Source organism: Kitasatospora sp. NPDC040550 (assembly GCF_055594965.1).
Genome location: NZ_JBVIWC010000016.1, coordinates 60,050 through 77,155, shown reverse-complemented (window position 1 = coordinate 77,155; position 17,106 = coordinate 60,050). Strand labels below are relative to the sequence as shown.

Sequence of the window (17,106 nt, the reverse complement as noted above, 5' to 3'; positions counted from 1 at the left end):
GGGCGTTACCGGCCGGATTCGGCGATCAGCCGCTCCAGCACCGCCGCGACGCCGTCCTCCTCGTTGCTCACCGTGTGCAGCGGCACCGCCGCCAGCACCTGCGGGTGCGCGTTGGCGACGGCGTACGCGGTGCCGGCCCAGGCCAGCATCTCCAGGTCGTTCGGCATGTCGCCGAAGGCCACCACCTCGGCCCGGTCGATCCCGTGCTCGGCGCACCAACGGGCCAGCGTGCTGGCCTTGGTGACGCCGGGCGCGCTGATCTCCAGCAGGGCGATCGGCGCGGAGCGGGTGATCTCCGCCAGGTGCCCGGCGGCCGTCCGGGCCTCGGCGAGGAAGGTGTCCGGGTCGAGGTCCGGGTGCTTGGCCAGCAGCTTGAACAGGCCCCGCACCGGGCCGCTGTCCGCCAGCAGCTCCTCGGCCGGGCCGACCGCCCGCACCTCGTCGTCGCCCCACATCAGCACCTCGTACCCCGGCTCCCGGGCCCAGCCGTCCGCGTACTCGAAGGCGAAGGCGGTGCCGGGCAGCTTGGCCCGCAGCGCCTCGACCACGGCCAGCGAGGTCCGCGCCGACATCGGGAAGTACTCGATCAGCTCGCCGCCGCGCCGCACGTCCACGATCGCGCCGCCGTTGGAGCAGATCGCCACCCCGTGACCGCCGATGTGCGGGCTCACCTGCTGCATCCAGCGCGGCGGCCGGCCGGTCACGAACACCACCTGCACCCCGGCCGCCTCGGCCGCCGCCAGGGCCGCGGCGGTGCGATCGCTGACGGTGCCGCCGGAGCACAGCAGGGTGCCGTCCAGGTCGGTGGCGATGAGGCGGGGAGCGGTGCGGGGTTCGGTCACCGGTCCATCTTCGCCCATCGCCGCCGCCCGGTCACCGCCGCGGGCGGCGCGGGCGGGCCCGGCGGCGGGTGCGGCGGCAGCCTCGGCGGCGGGTGCGGCGGCGGGTTCGGCGGCGACCGACCGTAAGGACGGGTTCCGGCCCTTCCTGCGCCGCTTTCCGGCCGATCCGCCCCCGCCCGGGGTGTCGCGGCGGGCCGACGGGCAGGAACCCCCTGGTCACCCCGTCGGCAGGAAGAGCCATGCCCACTCGCCAGCTCCGTGACGAGCCGCCCCCGACCCTCCCTTCCCCGGATCCCCCCGCCGCCTCCCGCGAGCCGGTGCTGCTCGGCGAGGTGCTCTTCCACACCCTCGCCGAGCTCGCCCGCCGCACCCCGGACCAGGCCCCGGCCTTCCCGGCCCAACGCACCCGCCCACACCCCTGACGGCCTCCTGCCGTCGCTGACCTTCACGATGTAGCCGGTCCATGACGACCCGGCGACCATGCATCGCGACCCCCCTGGGGCCGTCGGAGAGCATCGCGGCGATCCGCCGTGAACTTCCTACGCCGCCGGACGCGGCCCAGCTCACCGGTCTGCTGGACAAGGCCGCGAGGGCTGAGTACCACGTCGGTCCGCCGGCGGTCTGGTGACCGCCGGCGGCCCAACGGCCTCTGCAGTACCGGCGTTGATCAAGCCAGCTGGGCGATGCCCTCGGTGGCGATCTTCTCGAAGACGGCGAGGTCGTTGGTGAAGATCGAGTCCGGGACGGGCCAGTGGATGACCAGCTCGGTGATCCCCAGCTCCTGGTACGTGCCCGCCCAGTCGACGAAGGCGTCCAGCGACTGGAGCGGCTTCTCCGCGGTCGAGCCCTGGAGCAGCATCTTCTCCAGCGTCGCGACGTTCCGGCCGGTCGCCTCGCAGGCGGCCGTGAGCTTCTCGATCTGCTGGGCGATCACGGCGGGCGCCTGCTCGACCGGCACGTCCGCCGGGCCCTTCGGGTCCCCGTACGTCACCCAGCCCTGCCCGTACTCGGCCGCCAGCCGCATCCCGCGCGGTCCGGCCGCCGCGACGTAGAACGGCACCCGCGGCGTCTGCACGCAGCCGGGGATGTTCCGGGCCTCGACCGCCGAGTAGTAGGTGCCCTCGCGGGTGGTGGCGTCCTCGCGCAGCAGCTCGTCCAGCAGCGGGAGGAACTCGCCGAACCGGTCCGCCCGCTCCTTCGGCGACCACGCCTCCTGCCCCATCGCCGTCGCGTCGAACCCGACTCCGCCGGCCCCGATCCCCAGCGTGACCCGCCCGCCGGACACGTCGTCCAGCGTGATCAGCTCCTTCGCCAGCGTCACAGGGTGGCGAAAGTTCGGCGAGGCCATTCCTCGTTCATACAATCCGTCCATGCGACGAAACGGGAAGCAGGAGCCGGTGATCACCCCGGGGGAGGCGGCGGCCGTCTACTGCCGGATCTCCCACGCCGATGACGACGACCAGACCGGCGTCGACCGGCAGGAGCGGATCTGCCGCGAGATCGCGGAGCGCCGGGGCCTGGTCATCGACCCCCGTCACATCTTCGTCGACAACAGCCGGTCCGCCTGGCGCCGCAACCGGAAGCGCCCCGGTTGGGACGAACTTCTCGCCGGCGCGGGCGAGCGGGAGTTCCGCCACATCATCGTCTACCACCCCGACCGGCTGATGCGGCAGCCCAGGGACCTCGAAGAACTGCTCACCATCTCCGACGAGCACCAGATCCTCCTCCACGGGGAGGCGAACCGGCGGAACCTCTCGGACCCGGACGACCGCTTCATCCTGCGCATCGAGGTGGCCCACGCCTGCCGGTCGTCGGACGACACCTCGCGGCGGCTGAAGGACACGCTCGCGGACCGGGCGAATGACGGCAAGCCACACACCGGCAAGCGCCGTTTCGGCTACGAGTCCGACGGCGTGACGATCGTGGATGAGGAGGCGGAGGTCGTCCGCGAGGTCTTCGATCGCTACCTCAAGGGCGAGAGCCCGGTCGCGATAGCCCTCAAGCTCCACAAGCGCGGCGAGAAGACGGTGTACGGGAAGGCATGGAGCCAAGGCACCGTCCGCGCGCTGCTCGACTCGCGGCACGTCGCCGCGATCCGGATACACCAGGGCGAGGAGCTCGGCCCTGGCACGTGGCCCGCCATCATCGACGCCGGCACGTGGGCGGAGGCTCGCGCCCGGCGCGAGTTCCGCTCACAGATCCACCAGACCAATCTGCAACTGCGGAGGTTCTACCTTCTGCGCGGCCTGGTCATGTGCGGCCGGTGCGGGACGCTCATGTCCGGTACCAAGATCGGCGCCGTGCCGTCCTACCTCTGCACGCGCAAGTCGCGTAACGACGACAAGAAGTGCGTCCGGCGGATCGCAGCCATCAAGCTGGAGGGCTTCGTTCGGGACGCCGCGATCGACCTGCTCGGCAAGCTCACGGTCTCGGGGCAGTTGGCCACGACCTCGCTCACGGACAGCGCTGCCTCAGCCGTCGAGGCCGACCAGCAGCAGCTCGAAGAGCTCAACGGGATGTGGACGGCGAAGGAGATCAGTACGGCCGAGTACCGAAAGATGAGGAAGGAGATCCAGGCACGTATCGCCAAGGCCCAACGGCGGGTGGCGGTAAGGCCGATGAAGCTCCTCGAAGGACTGACCGGGCCGGGTGCGCGAGACGCCTGGTTCGCCGAGGAGATGACCGACGAGCGAAGGAACGCGGTGCTGCGGTTCCTGTTCTCCGGCGTGATCATCGACGCCTCCACGAAGAAGCCCGGCGTCTTCGACTGGGATCGGATCGGCATCGAGCAGAACCAGCTCTGAGGGGAGGTCGAGCAGCGGCTGGCGCTACCACAAGATCGGCCGAACGTATTCGGCCGCGCGTGGGCAACCCTGGCCTCGGGGCCCGGAGCGGTCCGTCGTCCGAGGAGGCCGCCGTCGCCGTACCACAAGATCGGCTCGCTACAGCGAGCCGTGCGTGGGCGATTGTGGTCTCGCGGACCCGGTGCGGGCCGAGTAGATCCAGGCGAGGGAAAGGCGGGAGTCGCATTTCGAGGAGGAGATCCGACGTCGCGACCAGGAGCCTCCTGGAAGGACTTCACCCCAGGTCAGATGGGCTGCGGGAAATCTGGTAACGATTTCGCCGAAGTCCTTGCGCGGTGGATTTCGCCGAAGTCCTTGCATGGGAGATATTGCGGCTGCTTGAGTAATCGTATTCCCAGTCATTCCGCCTGCGATCTCTCTTGCCCCTACGACCTCTCCTCGGCGCGGTCGCGCGCCTTCTATCACCGGTTTCCGGCCGCACCAAACCGGTCCCTTCGTGGTCACTTGTGTGCGGCGACGGCCTTCGTGCCGCCGCCGGATGCCCCAGCCTGCCCTGAAACGAGGAGCTTCTGACATGACGTAGCCGCCGAGGAGCGTGCCGAGCGCCTGCCAGCGTCCGGCCCGCTGCCCGGCACGGTCCTGGTGTTGGAGCACCAGGACCGTGGCCGCCGCCTTCGTGACGACCGCCCACAACCCGCGCGACCCGGTGCTCCCGAGGGCCTGCCAGCCCGCACCTGGCGCGAGGAGGCTCAGTTGACCCTGCCCGCACACCCCCAGGCAGCGGCCCCCGACGTCGACGGGACCGTGATCGCCCTGCGCCCACAGTCGGCGGACGAGCGCGCACGAGCGTTGGAGAGGGTCTGCTCCGGTTTCCGGACGACGATCAGCCCGCGCAGCGCGGCCCGCCTGGCCGACCTGATGGGGACCGCCACGGCGGGTGCCGTGGCTCTCGCAGCCTGATCGCGTCCTTCCGGGGTCCGTGCACGGCGCGGATTTACCGGGTAAAGGGGTCGGCCCCTGGTGTTGGAGCACCAAGGGCCGAGACGAATCCCTGACGACCGCCCACAAATAACGATCAACACGGGTGCCGTCGGCCTGCCAGCCGTCCGGCTCCGCGCAAGGAGTTCCGTGTCCCAGCGTACGTTTCCCAGCTCCCGGATCGCACCCCTCTTCCAGGACGACGATCCCGTCTCGTCGGCCCTGGGCGGGCTGCCGGTGCCGCCGCACGACCTGGAGGCCGAGGCGATGGTGCTGGGCACCGGCATGTTCCAGGCGGAGGCGATCGACGTGATCCGCCCGATCCTTCAGCCAGGTGACTTCTACCGGCCCGCGCACGGCGACATCTGGCGCGCGCTGCTCGCGCTGCGCGACGAGGGCGCCCCGACCGACCCGACCGCCGTGGGCGCCCAGCTCGCCAAGGGCGGCAACCTCAGCCGCGTGGGCGGCCCGTCCTATCTGCACCGCCTGTTCACCGCAGCCGTCCCGGTCTCCGGCGCGGACTACCACGCGCAGATCGTGCGGGAGAAATCCGAACTGCGGCGCTGGCAGGCCGCCGCCGTCCGCCTGCTCCAGCAGACCGATGCCGAGGGCGCCGACCCGGAGCGGATTCGGGCCGCACTCGACGCCGAGCTGACCTCGGCGGCCGACCGGGGCTTGGGCGTGCGCGGGCAGCGGCTGACCAGGTTCGCGGTGGACGGCTGGTCGTTCGTCCAGGACCTCGGCGACCAGGTCGCCCCGATCTGGGGCAGCCGCGAGCAGACCGCCTGGGCGGACGGCGAGTCCCTGATGCTGGTCGGCCCGCCGGGGGTGGGCAAGACCACGATCGCTCACCAGATCGTCCTGGCCCGCCTCGGCCTGCTGTCGGCGGTGCTGGACATGCCGGTCGCCGAGGGCGAGCGCGTCCTGTACCTGGCGATGGACCGCCCGCCGCAGATCGCCCGCGCCTTCGCCCGCCGCGTCCTACCCGCTGACCGCCGCCACCTCGCGGAGCGGCTGGTCTTCTGGACCGGCCCGCTGCCCGCCGGCCTCGACCGGGAGCCGAACCTGCTGGCCGAGATGGCCGAGGCCCACCGGGCGGACACCGTGGTCATCGACAGCCTCAAGGACGTCGTCGGCAAGCTCACCGACGACGAGGCCGGCCTCGCCTACAACAATGCCCGCCAGCGGTTGCTTCGCTCCGGTACCCAGCTGCTGGAGCTGCACCACCAGCGCAAGTCGGGCGGTGACGCCAAGCGCGGCGAGCGGCCGGTGCTGGACCGGGTGTACGGGTCGGCGTGGTTCACCGCCGGGGCCGGCAGCGTGCTGTTCCTCGCCGGTGCGGCTGGGGATCCGATCGTGAAGCTGCACCAGCTCAAGACCGTCACGGGCGACGTCGGCCCGCTGTCGGTGGTCCACGACCACATCCGGGGTACCTCCACCGTTGAGGCGGCCCTCGACCCGGCCGCCATCCTCGCCGCTGCCCCGCAGGGCATGACTGCCCGTGAGCTGGCCTGCCGCCTGACCGGCGAGGCCGATCCCGACCGCTCCGACATCGAGAAGGCCCGCAGGCGCCTGGAGAGCCTGGTCAAGGCCAGCAGGGCCACCTGCCAGGACGGCACCGCGGGCGGGACCGGCGGCGGCCAGCAGACCCGCTACCGCTCCACCGTCCGCCACATCGCCGCCGTCTCCTGACCGGACCACCGCGCCGGAAGCCGTTGCGTCGGCGTGGTCCACGCGACCCGATCACGCCCCCACCCGCCCCGCCGGTCGCCACGCACCGCCCACTCCGCGCACGCCGACCGCCGAAACCGGCGCTCCCACAGCGCACGCGACCCTGCATGCCGTTCACGCCGCCCTCGCTGCACGCGGGTTCCCCTCCTTAAGAGGGAGAACGCGTGCGCGCCCACCGGGCCTGGCGCCCAAGACCTCGACCACCAAAGGGAAGAACACCACCCCCATGCCCGCCACCACCCCGACCTCAAGCCGCGTGACCGGCTGGGACTTCGCCGCGGTCGGCCTGCTCGCCGTTGCTGGCTTCGCGCTCTCCTACGACGCCCTGCGTCAGACAGCCATCGCGATCCACGTTCGTGGCCCGCTCACCTACGTGTTCCCGCTGATCATCGACGGGTTCATCGCCTACAGCGTCCGCGCGTTGTTGATCCTGCGCACCGCGCCACTGACGGCTCGCGCCTACGTGTGGCTGCTCTTCGGGGCTTCTACCACGGCGAGCATCTGGGCGAACGTCCTGCACGCGGTCCGCCTCAACCAGCAGACCCTCGCGGTCACCGGTCCGTTGCACCTGAGCGACACGTCGGTCGGCATCCTGTCCGCCGTCGCCCCGCTCGCCCTCGCCGGATCCGTCCACCTCGGCATCATCACCGCCCGCCACACCCACCCCGTCACCACCCGGACCGCCGAACCGTCCCCGGCCGAAGAGGACTTCCGAGCAGTGAGCGGAAACCCGGCCGCTCCGGGAGTCGCGGACCGCGACGACGCTTCCGCTCAGCCGAAAGCAGGCGAGCCACACGAGGGCGGAGTCGGGCGGCCGGCGCCGGAACAGTCCTCCGGCCGCCGCTGGTCCGCAGCGGTCGGCGACCTTCCTTGGGCCGTTCCGGGCAGCCCTGGGCACGTGCGGGCTGAGGACACCGTCCCCGGTGAACCTGCAGGCCGGAGGCCGAGCGGAAATACGGCTCAGCCCCCAACCGCTAGGCCCGCAGGCCGTCCCCCGGGCGCTTCCCTGGAGGAACTGGCCGCCATCGGCCAACAGGCCTGGACCGACGCCCAGAAGCTCAGCCGATCCGTGGTCCGCGACGCCGTCCGGGACCAGGGCCTCACGATCTCCGACCAGCGGCTCACCGAGGTCATGAAGATGCTCCGCCCCGACGACGAACCCCACCAGCAGGCCGCCGTCGACTGATCCGCGCACATCCGGGCACCTCGCCGACCATAGCGAGGTGAGGTGCCCGCCCGCCGCCTCCGGCCCAGCGCCGCGCCCACTCCCCGGCCGGGTGAAGCCCGGACCGCCGCCTTCTGCACCGCATCTCCGGCACCGCCCAACCGGTATCCGCCTGGACCATCACCTACAACCCCGCCGCCAGCCCACGGCTGTCCCGACAGAGAATCCGGAGACCCCGTGCCCGCCTCGCAGTACCCCCGCGACACCTCCCCCGCCCTTGCCGAGAGGGGCGCCAAGACCGGTAAGGTGATCGGTCGTCTGCTCCGGGCGTTCGGTAACTCGGCTCCTGGCGGAGCCAGTTGTACCCAGTCTCCGACACTTCGCGCGGGTCTGGGGTCCTCCGCCCCAGGGGTGGCGGAGGAGGCCCGGCACGAGGACGCGCCAGGCCAGGAGGTCCAGGCCGGGGGCGGCCTGGACCCGGAGAAGCTCGACGCGCTGCAGCGCGACATCCTCGCGCGCGTCCGCGCCGACCAGCAGAGCACCGAGACGCCCGTCGCCGTAGACGACGAGAGCGTTCGCGCCGCGCGCGCCGCGTTCCTGCACGAGAACACCGCCGCCCTCGACGTTCCGAAACTGAGCACTCCCGAAGGTGCCCAGCCGATGCCCCGGGGCAAGATCCGGTCGCACACCGGAACCCGCCGTACAGAGCGGGTCGGCCCGGTCGGCTTCACCGACGCGGAACTCGTCGAGCTGAAGGACGCCGCCGTGCGCCACGGCTACAAGGACACGATCTCTGGATACCTCGGTGACATCGCGCTCGCTTTCATCCGGGGCGAGTTCACCGTCGACCTACCCCTGCACAGCGACCGACTCGCCCTCCAGGAGTTCCGCGCCGAGGTCCGCCAGGAGATCAACGCCATCGGCAACAACATCAACCAGATGGTCCACGTGCTGCACCGCGACGACCGCGTCGAACCCGACATCGGTGAACGCCTGGAACGCCTCGAAGGGCTGCTGACCGACATCGCCCGAGCCCTGCTCGTACCCACGACCCCGACCCGCCTTGAAGAAGGCGGTGCCGGCGCGTGATCCCCTCCATCAAGGACCCCGGCGGCAACACCCGCGGCCTGCTCGCCTACCTCTACGGACCCGGCCGGCACGACGAGCACCTCGACCCGCACATCGTCGCCTCGTTCAGCCTGCTCGGCCTGCGCGATCCCGGCCGCGACCCGCACGCCACACTCACCCAGCTCTCCCGGATCCTCGACGAGCCGGTCAACCTGCGCAACAGCGGCTTCGGCAAGAAGGTCACCGACCACGTCTGGCACTGCCCCGTCCGCGCCGCACCCGGCGACCGCTACCTCTCCGACGCCGAATGGGGCGAGATCGCCCGCCGCATCGTGCACGCCGCCGGCATCGCCCCCGACCGCGATCCGCACGGCTGCCGCTGGATCGCCGTGCGCCATGCCGACGACCACATCCACATCCTCGCCACCACCGTCCGCGAGGACGGCCGCCGACCCAAGCTCCACAACAGCGGAAAGCGCGCCCAGGCCGAAGCCCGCAAGATCGAGAAGGAACTCGGCCTCCACCAGGTCCGGCCCGGCGACCGCACCGGCGAGCGCCGCCCCACCCAGGCCGAGATGCACAAGGCCGACCGCCTCGGCTGGCAGCAGACCAGCCGCCAGTGGCTGCAGGACCGCATCCGCGATGCCATCCCCCACGCCGGCAGCGTCGAAGAACTCCTCGCCTACCTCCAGGCAGACGGCATCGAGGTCAAGCCCCGCCGCCTGCCCTCCGGAGACCTCCAGGGCTACGCGGTCGGTCGGCCCGGCGACACCAACGCCAAGGGCGAGCAGATCTACATCCCCGGCGGCAAGATCGCCCCCGACCTCTCCCTGCCCAAGCTCCAGGCCCGCCTCGCCACCGGCACCCCGGAAGAACACCCCACCGCCCGCCGCAGCCGGCCCACCACCAGTTGGCAGCGCACCACCGACACCCTCGACCACGTCCATCAGCACCTCACCGAGGACACCACCGGGGCAACGGGCGGCGAGGACGGCGGCGCGCTCGCGCAGGCCCAGATCACCGCGCTGGGCGACATCATCAACGCCACCGCCCAGACTGCCCCGCACGAACTGCGGGCCGAACTGCGAGCCGCCACGCGGGCGTTCGCCCGCGCCCAGCGCTCCCAGGTCCGCGCCGACCACCAGGGCGCCGCCGACCTGCGCCGAGCCGCCCGCGACATCATCCACGCCGGCGACGGCCCCGACGGCAACGCCCTCACCGCCATGATCGCTGCCCTCGTGTGGGCGGCGATCCTCACCAACCGCTGGCACCGGGCCCGAGGCCACGCCCAGCAGACTCAAGCCGCCCAGCAGGCCGTCCAGCACCTCCGGGCCGCCTACGACCAGGCCGCCATCGACCAGCTCACCGCCCTCACCCACCGCCAGCCCACGATGGAGATCACCAACACTCTCGCCGGAGACGTCCGCTCCTCCGTCCCCGACCACGCGAACCGCATCCTCGCCGACCCCAACTGGCCAGCCCTGGCCACCGTCCTCGCCGACGCCAAGGCCCTCGGCCACCAACCCCGGCACCTCCTCCAGGAGGCCGCCGCCCGCCGCGAACTCACCACCGCCCGCCAGCCCGCCAAGGTCCTCCTCGGCCGCATCCAGCACACCAGCCGCAACCCCAGCGACAACCCCGCCGCCGAAGCCGCCCGCGTACGCGCCGCCACCGCGGTCTCTCCCGGCCAGCGGCCCGCTCCCACCGACTCGGCCAGCCCGGCCACCCCGCTTACTGCATCGGCCACCGCATCTCAGCGCCGAACCCGTTGAGTCCTCTCCTGCCCTGGCATCCACTTGACCGACACACAGGCGGGGGTGCCGGCCCGGCACCCCCGGCGGGGGCATGAGGGATGAGGACCGTGCCGAGTGCGAAAGCCTCATGTGCGTCATCGCGCCCGAGCCCGGAGAGATCTTTGCCCGCGGCGAGGACTGAACTCCGGCACACCCTTGGCCGGGCAACGACGTGGTCAGGATGTCGATGTGATGTCCTCCTCGGCGGTCGGGAACTTCCCGACCGCTGCACGCCTTGTGGTCCCTTGCATCGCGTCACCGCACTGGAAGGACCGCATGACCGACTACGATCCCGACTTTCACACCCCCCGTCCCCGAGCCTCACCGTGTCGCCATCCGCGCCGTCCCCCACCCTGGCGAGCTCCACGCCCGCGGCATCCCCGTCACCTGCCCCAACTGCCACGCCCGCCGCGACTGGCTGCTGCTCAACGTGCGCCACCAGGTCTTCGTCCGTTGCCGCTGCGCCACCGAATGGCACGAACCCGACCTCACTCGCGACTACTTCGACCAGCACTACACCGAGCCCGAGCACGAGTGGGACGACTTCGACACCGCCATGCGGGCCCTCGCGTTCGATGGGCTACTGGCCGGCGCCACCTGGGACTGAAGATCAATTCGCGCGCGGTGTGACGCCTGAATTCCGGATTGCACAGCTCCGAAAAACCGAACTTTTGGACTATCGGCCGAATTCCAACACATGGGCCAGCTCATCAGCGTGCCACACTCCACCAGTGACGTTATATCGGTGGATCCTGTCTCCATTGACGAGCTGGTACGCCCTGCGACTGGTGCGCGCTTGCGACGGCCTGCTTGAGCCGGATGTGGCCTGGAGAATGGCCCGCATGCGTCTCAATCCCGACGAGTTGCCGTTCCTCCTGCACGGACACGGAGTGGGCGACATCCCGCCTGGCGAGTGACTGGCTCGCGTTCGAAGGTCTCAGTGCGATCGAAAATTTGACCGAGGAGTCTGAAGAAATCGAAAGATCGCCGTCCGCTTCCGCAGTGAGGATTCGGCCATCATCTTCATTTGCGGTGCGCCGCCAACCTTTCGGGATGTATGAATGGCTGTCCGGCGATCAGCCAGCACCTTTTCGGGGGATCCGATGTCCGACGTTCTCAGTCTCTCTGCCGTGGCCGCTTCGGCTCTCCAGCCGACTTTCACCTTCCTCTACGGGCGCCTTGACGCACTCCTCAAACGCCACGAGGGGCGCGACGCCATCGACGAACTCACCACGTCCGACGTGCCGCCGTCGCTCGTAGGGACCGTCGCCCTGCCGCTCGTGGCCGACGACCAGCGCCTGCGTGAGCACGCCGCGCAGCTGCGCATGGCCAGGACCGTGCTCACGCGCTACCAGCAGGACCCGACTCTGGTGGTGCCGGGTGACTCGATCTTGACCGATGTCCTCGGCCAGCTCCGCGTGGCACTCGAAGAGATCTACTCGCACCGTTTCACCTTCACCGGCGAGAACCGCGAGAGCTCCGCCCCATTGGTCGTGCAGCGCATCGACAACGTGGCCGGCGACGTGACCGGCATGCGAGCGGATGAGGTGATCGTCACCGGCACTGTCGAGCAGGACTTCAGGACCGTTAGTAGCGGCTCCACGGTGATCGGGATGTCCGCCCCCGTTATTGGCGGTGAGGCATGAAGGGCTGATCTCCCAGGCTCGCGAGCGCTCCCCGGCACTCAACTCGCCTACGACCAGGAGAAGCCCGTCATGAACTCGCCCTTCCGTTTCATGGGCCATGGCCCGGCCGACGACCAGCCTCCGGTTAAGCCGCCTGCGCCTCCTGCGTCTCACGCAGATGGGGCTCCGATGGCTAGCGCCGAGGACACGCTCGGCACCGAGAGCGCTCACCCTCTGGCCTCCGACTCGCACTTGCCGCCGATGGCGACCGTGGTCTCGGAGCCTCGCGACCGTGACGGTGAGCACGGAGCCGCGGATCACAGCTCCATGAACCGGCAGCCTGTAGCCGGCAACCTGGCGGAGCATGTAGGACCTGCGCCAGCACCCAGCACTGCTGGCCCGGCGGACCATGTTGATTCGGACCAGGTTCCGACCCAGCACGATCACGACCTGCGAGTGGAACCTGGCTCGCAAGAACGGGACGCTCTCCAGCAATTGCTCGAGGACGTCGGGCCGCAGAATTCGCACGCGCCGTCCACGGTCACTGAATCGATCGAGCGGACGGCGCCCGGCGACACCAACGAGGAAGCCACGGCTCTTTCGCCATCATCCGGGTTGCCCGACACACCCCGGCCGTCGGTGCAGCAGAGCTTTGGTACGAACAACGGCGTCGCAATCGGCATGCAGTTCCAGAACATCATCAATGGAATGCGCACTGTCGAGCTGCGCGACGACTGGGTCGACCAGCAGCTCGCCGTCTACGTACCGCCCAGGAACGAGAAGGAGGCGGCCGATAAGCTTCGTGAGAAGCACGTCGTCGTACTCCTTGGCGAGAACGGTGCGGGCCGTGAAGCCACTGGTCTCGACCTCCTACGGCGGCTCAACAAGGGACTTACCCTCAAGCGCTTCCACCGGGAACCTGGGGATCCGTTCTCCCTCACTGACCTGACCGGCCAGCAGAACGTCGGCTGGATTCTCGACCTCAGGGCCGAGGGCGACACGGTGTCGGGTGGCTTGGGCTACTCGCTTCAGGACACCACCGCGCTAAAGACCGCGACGTCATACCTTGTGGTGCTGGCCAGCCCGCAGGTGTGGGCGAGCATCAGCGACGGCAGCGACAAGGTCGATGTCCGGCTCCAGGCACCGGAGGCGCCTGATGTCCTACGGGCCCATCTGAGGGCAGCCAAGTGCCGAAACCCCGAACAGTGGATCGCAAATGCTCGGATCGCTCAGGCCATCGCCGACAAGTTGCCGGGCACGGTGAAGCGATGGGCTAACGCCATCATGGCTGAGGAGGCGCGGCCGGTCGACGCATCGGCTGCCGCTGCAACCGATGAGCAGACACAGTTCAACGAGCGGGTCGAACGTGCCATCGAGGCTATGGCCGACTGGCGCAACCAGCTGCGCACATGGCACATCGAACATCCTGACAGCGATCACCGCAACTTCCTCCTCGCGGCTGCATCCATGGATGGCACCCCGGTCGAACTGATCTACCGCGCTTCGGAGAGCCTTGCCACCACCCTCGGGGAGACGCCCGCACCGAGGCCGGGACAGCAGGGACCGGGCATCATTGAGCTGACCTACATGATCGGCGCTGAGCTCTCTGCCGATGGCACGGTCACCCTGCCCAGCGAGGGCTACGCCGAGGCCGTTGTCGAGTACTTTCTGATGGACCGAGCCCATCTCGTCGATAGCTTCACTGAGTGGACCGCAAAACAGGCCGCCAGCCTCCAGGGCGACCTCGGGACACAACTCGCGGACCGCGTGGCAGTGTGGGTGATTCGCCACACCCAGAAGAGCCGCTCCGTCGATGTCCTGAGGTCGGTTGCCATCCAGTGGTCCACCGGCAAGCTTCTCAGGGAACACGCCAGGGACCTCTTGTCGGTCGCAGCCGTCGACAGCGAGATCGGTCGCCTCGTACGGGACAAGATCCTCACCTGGGCCCGTGACGGCAAGGAGCCTGAGAACCTCCGGGCCACCCTCGCCGGCGTGTGCCAGCAGGTGAGCCAGGTCTACCCGAAGGAAGCATTGCTGCGACTGGGTGCACTGGCTGCCAGCGACAACTCCACAATCACCGCTGCGGTAGGTGAGGCGATCAACGCCATGTGGGAGCACCCTGACCAGCGACAAAGGGCCCGGAAGGTGCTGCGTAAGTGGGCCAGGAGTTCCACAGAATCGCTCCGCCGCTCCAGCAGCCACGCATTCCTGTATCTCGCGAGCCGCGTGGAGGAGAACGACACACCGTCGCTGTTGGTCGCAGGAAACGACTACGAGAACGATCTCCCTTGGATCATTCAGAGTTGGCGCACCGCCCTGGAGTACGACCCCGCTCCCGAGACCGCGATCGATGCGTTCAAGGTGTGGATGGAAGCTGCTGCCGCCGTGCCGGACGTGCGCGACACCGTGTTCGACATTCTCGCCCGGGCAGTCCACGACGCTCCTGAGGACAACAGCGCCGTTCGCTTCCTGAGCCTGAACCGGCTCGCTAGCCACTGGGAGCCGTCCGAGCCAAGGAAGCAACTGACCGACCGGGCCCGCTTCCGTGACTCGCTGGTCAACTGGGTCAGGGCCGCGGACCCCACCACCAATCCGGGAACTGACTCAAGTGTTCCGAAGCCGTAGTTCCAAGGTGCGCGACGGGCTTCTGCACTTCGCCGGCACGGTGCCGAGCTCGGCTGAATGCTATCGGTTCCACTTCGAGGCCACGGGCCGTTGGTGCGACTCGCCCGGACCCGACCGCCATCATGACCCCGAGGCCGCTGCCACTAACCACGTCCTTACCGTTATCCGGGAGATCGCAGCATCCCATGCGTTACCCGACGCGCTGACCGTGGAGAAGCGCATCAATGCTCACCTCGGCATGCCGATCCCAGTACCTGGCATGCCGGTATCGCTCAGCTGGGCATCCGTTCAGCTGTGGGGGACATCCGATGATGTTGTTTCTGCCGCAGAGTCCCTGCAACGCGTCCATGAGCACAACCTGAAGGAGGAACAACACCGGCGAGAGATCGAGCTCAGCGAGTCGTTCCGGGACGCGCTGCGCAAGGACCCGAGCTTGGCGCTTGCCCATCTCGCCCTTCGGAACCCGCAGGGCCTGTCGGCAGAAGCCGTCGATCGAATCGACCAACTCATCGTCAAGATTGCCTCCTGCGACCCTGACACCTCCTGGGTCGCAACAGCCAAGCTCCTCCAGGAGCTCATCCGCGGCATGAAAGCGGACACTACAGCCCATCTCCTCGAAGAGCTTGCGTCTCTCGCCGCCCGGTTCGGCCAACCGAAGGCCGCCGACAGCCTGCGAAGTCATCGTCGGCAGGTCGAGCCGGAGCAGAAGGATCGCGACTGACCTGGAAGGTTGTCCAAGTCAAGGTCTTGCCGGAGTGCCGTGATCGTCAAGATGCCTCAGGGCGCTTGGCGATCACGGCACTACTCGTCCAAGAGTTGGTGCTCAGGCTGCCATCGCAGGCAGAGCCCGAAGCCGTTCGCGGAACTCGGCGACAGCGGGCTCGGCGGCGTACGGCTTGAGGTAGCCGTCGAACTTGGTTAGGCGGCTGACGGCACGCACGGAGTGGACTTGGGTTTCGAGAAGCCCGAGGCCGCGGTTGGCGGCGTCGAGGGCGCCGTCGAGGTCCTTGCCGGCGAGGCGGGCCGTGGCGAGGCGTCCGGCACGGACGGCCTGGTCACGGGGGACGGCGTGGTCGATGGAGGAGGCGAGGGCGCTGGTTGCCCGGTCGACCTGGCCGGCCCGGAGCATGATCTTGCCCTCGGTGGAGCTGAGCTGGGCGTCGCCGTACCAGGAGAGCCAGGTCGGGAGCTGGTCGCCCGCGTTCCTGGACCACAGGTCGTGGGCGCGGTTGAGGGCGGAGCCTGCCTTCTGGTGCTGGCCGTCGCGGGACAGGCTCTCGGCGTGGTGGAGTTCGAGGTAGCTGCGGACGCCGGGCTGAATCGTGGCGGGGGTGTTGGCAAGAGCGGTCTCGACCTGGGCGACGCGCTCGGCGGGGTTGCCGGCGTCGGAGAGGTGGACGCCCATCTCGGCGAGCAGGAAGCCCCCGAGGGCGTCGTCGCCGATGGTCTTGGCGGCGCGCAGAGCGCCGAGGTAGTACTGCTGGCCGGCTGAGCGCAGGCCGCTGTCATAGGCCATCCACCCGGCGATGTAGTTGACCTGGGCGGCTAGCCCGAGCAGGCGGGCTTCGACGGCTTCGGTATGGCGGCCCTGCCTGAGCAGGGTCGTGATGATCGCGAGGTCGCCGCGGGCCTGCTCGATGAGGCGGGCGCCGCCCATCTGCGCGTCCAGGGTCTGGAGGGTGGCGACGCGGGTTTCGAGGGTGTCGACCATGGAGTCGGTCACCTGGTCGCCGTTGAGAGCGGAGGCGAAAGCGGGCGAGGCCGAGGCCCAGCTCGCGGCGACGGTGGCCATGGCGGCCCCGGTGATGGTGAGAAAGCCCCGCCGATCCATACGACCACTCCTGACCAGTTCCACCAGTACGTCCACGGTACCGGTCTTCGTCCACGGCGCCGTGATGCCGGTCACCTCCCAGACAGGAAGCCACCGCGGCCACGGATTGGCAACCAGCGTACGGGGATTGACGCCCAGGAGGTCAGCCAGAACGTACTGGGCGTCCGGCTCGGGTTCCTGGCCCTGCTCCCACTTCCAGACCAGGGTCCGGTTCGTCGCAAGGTGGATCTTCAGTGCGGCGCCGCGGTTGCGCATCATGCCCGCGAACTGGTTCTTTCCCCATCCGTGTGACTGCAGCAGGTAGGTGAGCGGGTGGACCGCCAGCGTGCCTTCGATCATCTCAACCCCCGGCTTTTCAAGCCCTGTTGGTGAGCGTACTGCTACCCATCGCGGCAGGGGCGATCTCGGAGAGAAACCCCCTGGAAACGTTCCGCAACGCTCTGTCGCGCCGCGAACCTGGACCGGCCGCCATCCAGGGAGAGCGGAGGGGAACGGGCCGTGGAGACAACCGGGAACCCGCAGCGAGGCCGTCACCGTGGCGCGCACCGAGACCCGCTGGGGACCGCGCTCACCGTGCTGTGGGGGCTCGGCCACATCGCCACGCTCGCGTTGCTCGGGACCGCGACCCAGCACCAGCTCGGTAC

The 17,106-nt window shown here is 69.5% G+C and carries 13 protein-coding genes and 1 pseudogene; 11 read left to right on the top strand and 3 right to left on the bottom strand.

Annotated features, from left to right (window positions below; genetic code table 11):
• Window positions 1–5: 5 nt before the first annotated feature.
• Window positions 6–860, bottom strand: a complete 855-nt coding sequence (locus tag ACZ58X_RS23495) for an HAD family hydrolase (protein ID WP_470335569.1) — start codon at window positions 858–860, stop codon at window positions 6–8.
• A gap of 221 nt (window positions 861–1,081) precedes the next feature.
• On the opposite strand from ACZ58X_RS23495, the gene ACZ58X_RS23490 reads away from it, so the two are divergent.
• Window positions 1,082–1,264 carry a hypothetical protein gene (locus ACZ58X_RS23490; RefSeq protein ID WP_360239464.1) on the top strand — a complete coding sequence of 61 codons (183 nt, stop codon included), beginning with the start codon at window positions 1,082–1,084 and terminating at the stop codon, window positions 1,262–1,264.
• A 245-nt stretch (window positions 1,265–1,509) separates the two neighbouring features.
• Here the strand turns inward: ACZ58X_RS23490 and ACZ58X_RS23485 are convergent.
• Window positions 1,510–2,190, bottom strand: a pseudogene (locus tag ACZ58X_RS23485) (LLM class flavin-dependent oxidoreductase); the annotation flags it as partial.
• A 22-nt stretch (window positions 2,191–2,212) separates the two neighbouring features.
• On the opposite strand from ACZ58X_RS23485, the gene ACZ58X_RS23480 reads away from it, so the two are divergent.
• From ACZ58X_RS23480 to ACZ58X_RS23435, 10 genes are all read left to right on the top strand, one after another.
• The gene (locus tag ACZ58X_RS23480; RefSeq protein WP_470335568.1) at window positions 2,213–3,646 is read left to right on the top strand and encodes a recombinase family protein; all 1,434 of its coding nucleotides are present in this window, start codon (window positions 2,213–2,215) and stop codon (window positions 3,644–3,646) included.
• A gap of 753 nt (window positions 3,647–4,399) precedes the next feature.
• Complete coding sequence (locus tag ACZ58X_RS23475) at window positions 4,400–4,606, top strand: hypothetical protein (protein WP_470335567.1); 207 nt, start codon at window positions 4,400–4,402, stop codon at window positions 4,604–4,606.
• Window positions 4,607–4,774: 168 nt separating this feature from the next.
• Entirely contained in the window at window positions 4,775–6,316 is a 1,542-nt protein-coding gene (locus tag ACZ58X_RS23470; RefSeq protein WP_470335566.1) for a DnaB-like helicase N-terminal domain-containing protein, read from the top strand.
• Window positions 6,317–6,581: 265 nt separating this feature from the next.
• A complete protein-coding gene (locus ACZ58X_RS23465) occupies window positions 6,582–7,541 on the top strand; it encodes a DUF2637 domain-containing protein (protein WP_470335565.1) in 960 nt (319 codons plus the stop codon).
• A gap of 390 nt (window positions 7,542–7,931) precedes the next feature.
• Entirely contained in the window at window positions 7,932–8,609 is a 678-nt protein-coding gene (locus ACZ58X_RS23460; RefSeq protein WP_470335564.1) for a MobC domain-containing protein, read from the top strand.
• A complete protein-coding gene (locus ACZ58X_RS23455; protein WP_470335563.1) occupies window positions 8,606–10,360 on the top strand; it encodes a relaxase/mobilization nuclease domain-containing protein in 1,755 nt (584 codons plus the stop codon). Before ACZ58X_RS23460 ends, ACZ58X_RS23455 begins: the two co-directional genes overlap by 4 nt.
• 451 nt (window positions 10,361–10,811) lie before the next feature.
• Window positions 10,812–10,988, top strand: coding sequence for a hypothetical protein (locus ACZ58X_RS23450; RefSeq protein ID WP_470335562.1), 177 nt, complete (start codon window positions 10,812–10,814; stop codon window positions 10,986–10,988).
• A 496-nt stretch (window positions 10,989–11,484) separates the two neighbouring features.
• Window positions 11,485–12,027: a hypothetical protein gene (locus ACZ58X_RS23445; RefSeq protein WP_470335561.1), complete on the top strand. Its 543-nt coding sequence runs from the start codon at window positions 11,485–11,487 to the stop codon at window positions 12,025–12,027.
• A gap of 474 nt (window positions 12,028–12,501) precedes the next feature.
• The gene (locus tag ACZ58X_RS23440; protein WP_470335560.1) at window positions 12,502–14,631 is read left to right on the top strand and encodes a hypothetical protein; all 2,130 of its coding nucleotides are present in this window, start codon (window positions 12,502–12,504) and stop codon (window positions 14,629–14,631) included.
• A 7-nt stretch (window positions 14,632–14,638) separates the two neighbouring features.
• Window positions 14,639–15,352, top strand: a complete 714-nt coding sequence (locus ACZ58X_RS23435) for a hypothetical protein (RefSeq protein WP_470335559.1) — start codon at window positions 14,639–14,641, stop codon at window positions 15,350–15,352.
• A 102-nt stretch (window positions 15,353–15,454) separates the two neighbouring features.
• On the opposite strand, the gene ACZ58X_RS23430 is transcribed toward ACZ58X_RS23435, so the two are convergent.
• A complete protein-coding gene (locus ACZ58X_RS23430) occupies window positions 15,455–16,801 on the bottom strand; it encodes a transcriptional regulator (protein WP_470335558.1) in 1,347 nt (448 codons plus the stop codon).
• Between the last annotated feature and the right edge of the window lie 305 nt (window positions 16,802–17,106).

Bases quoted from the DNA above. Each gene is read 5' to 3' on its own strand.
- ACZ58X_RS23465 (WP_470335565.1), top strand. From the start codon at position 6,582: ATGCCCGCCACCACCCCGACCTCAAGCCGCGTGACCGGCTGGGACTTC.
- ACZ58X_RS23490 (WP_360239464.1), top strand. From the start codon at position 1,082: ATGCCCACTCGCCAGCTCCGTGACGAGCCGCCCCCGACCCTCCCTTCC.
- ACZ58X_RS23445 (WP_470335561.1), top strand. From the start codon at position 11,485: ATGTCCGACGTTCTCAGTCTCTCTGCCGTGGCCGCTTCGGCTCTCCAG.
- ACZ58X_RS23480 (WP_470335568.1), top strand. From the start codon at position 2,213: ATGCGACGAAACGGGAAGCAGGAGCCGGTGATCACCCCGGGGGAGGCG.
- ACZ58X_RS23495 (WP_470335569.1), bottom strand. From the start codon at position 860: ATGGGCGAAGATGGACCGGTGACCGAACCCCGCACCGCTCCCCGCCTC.
- ACZ58X_RS23430 (WP_470335558.1), bottom strand. From the start codon at position 16,801: ATGATCGAAGGCACGCTGGCGGTCCACCCGCTCACCTACCTGCTGCAG.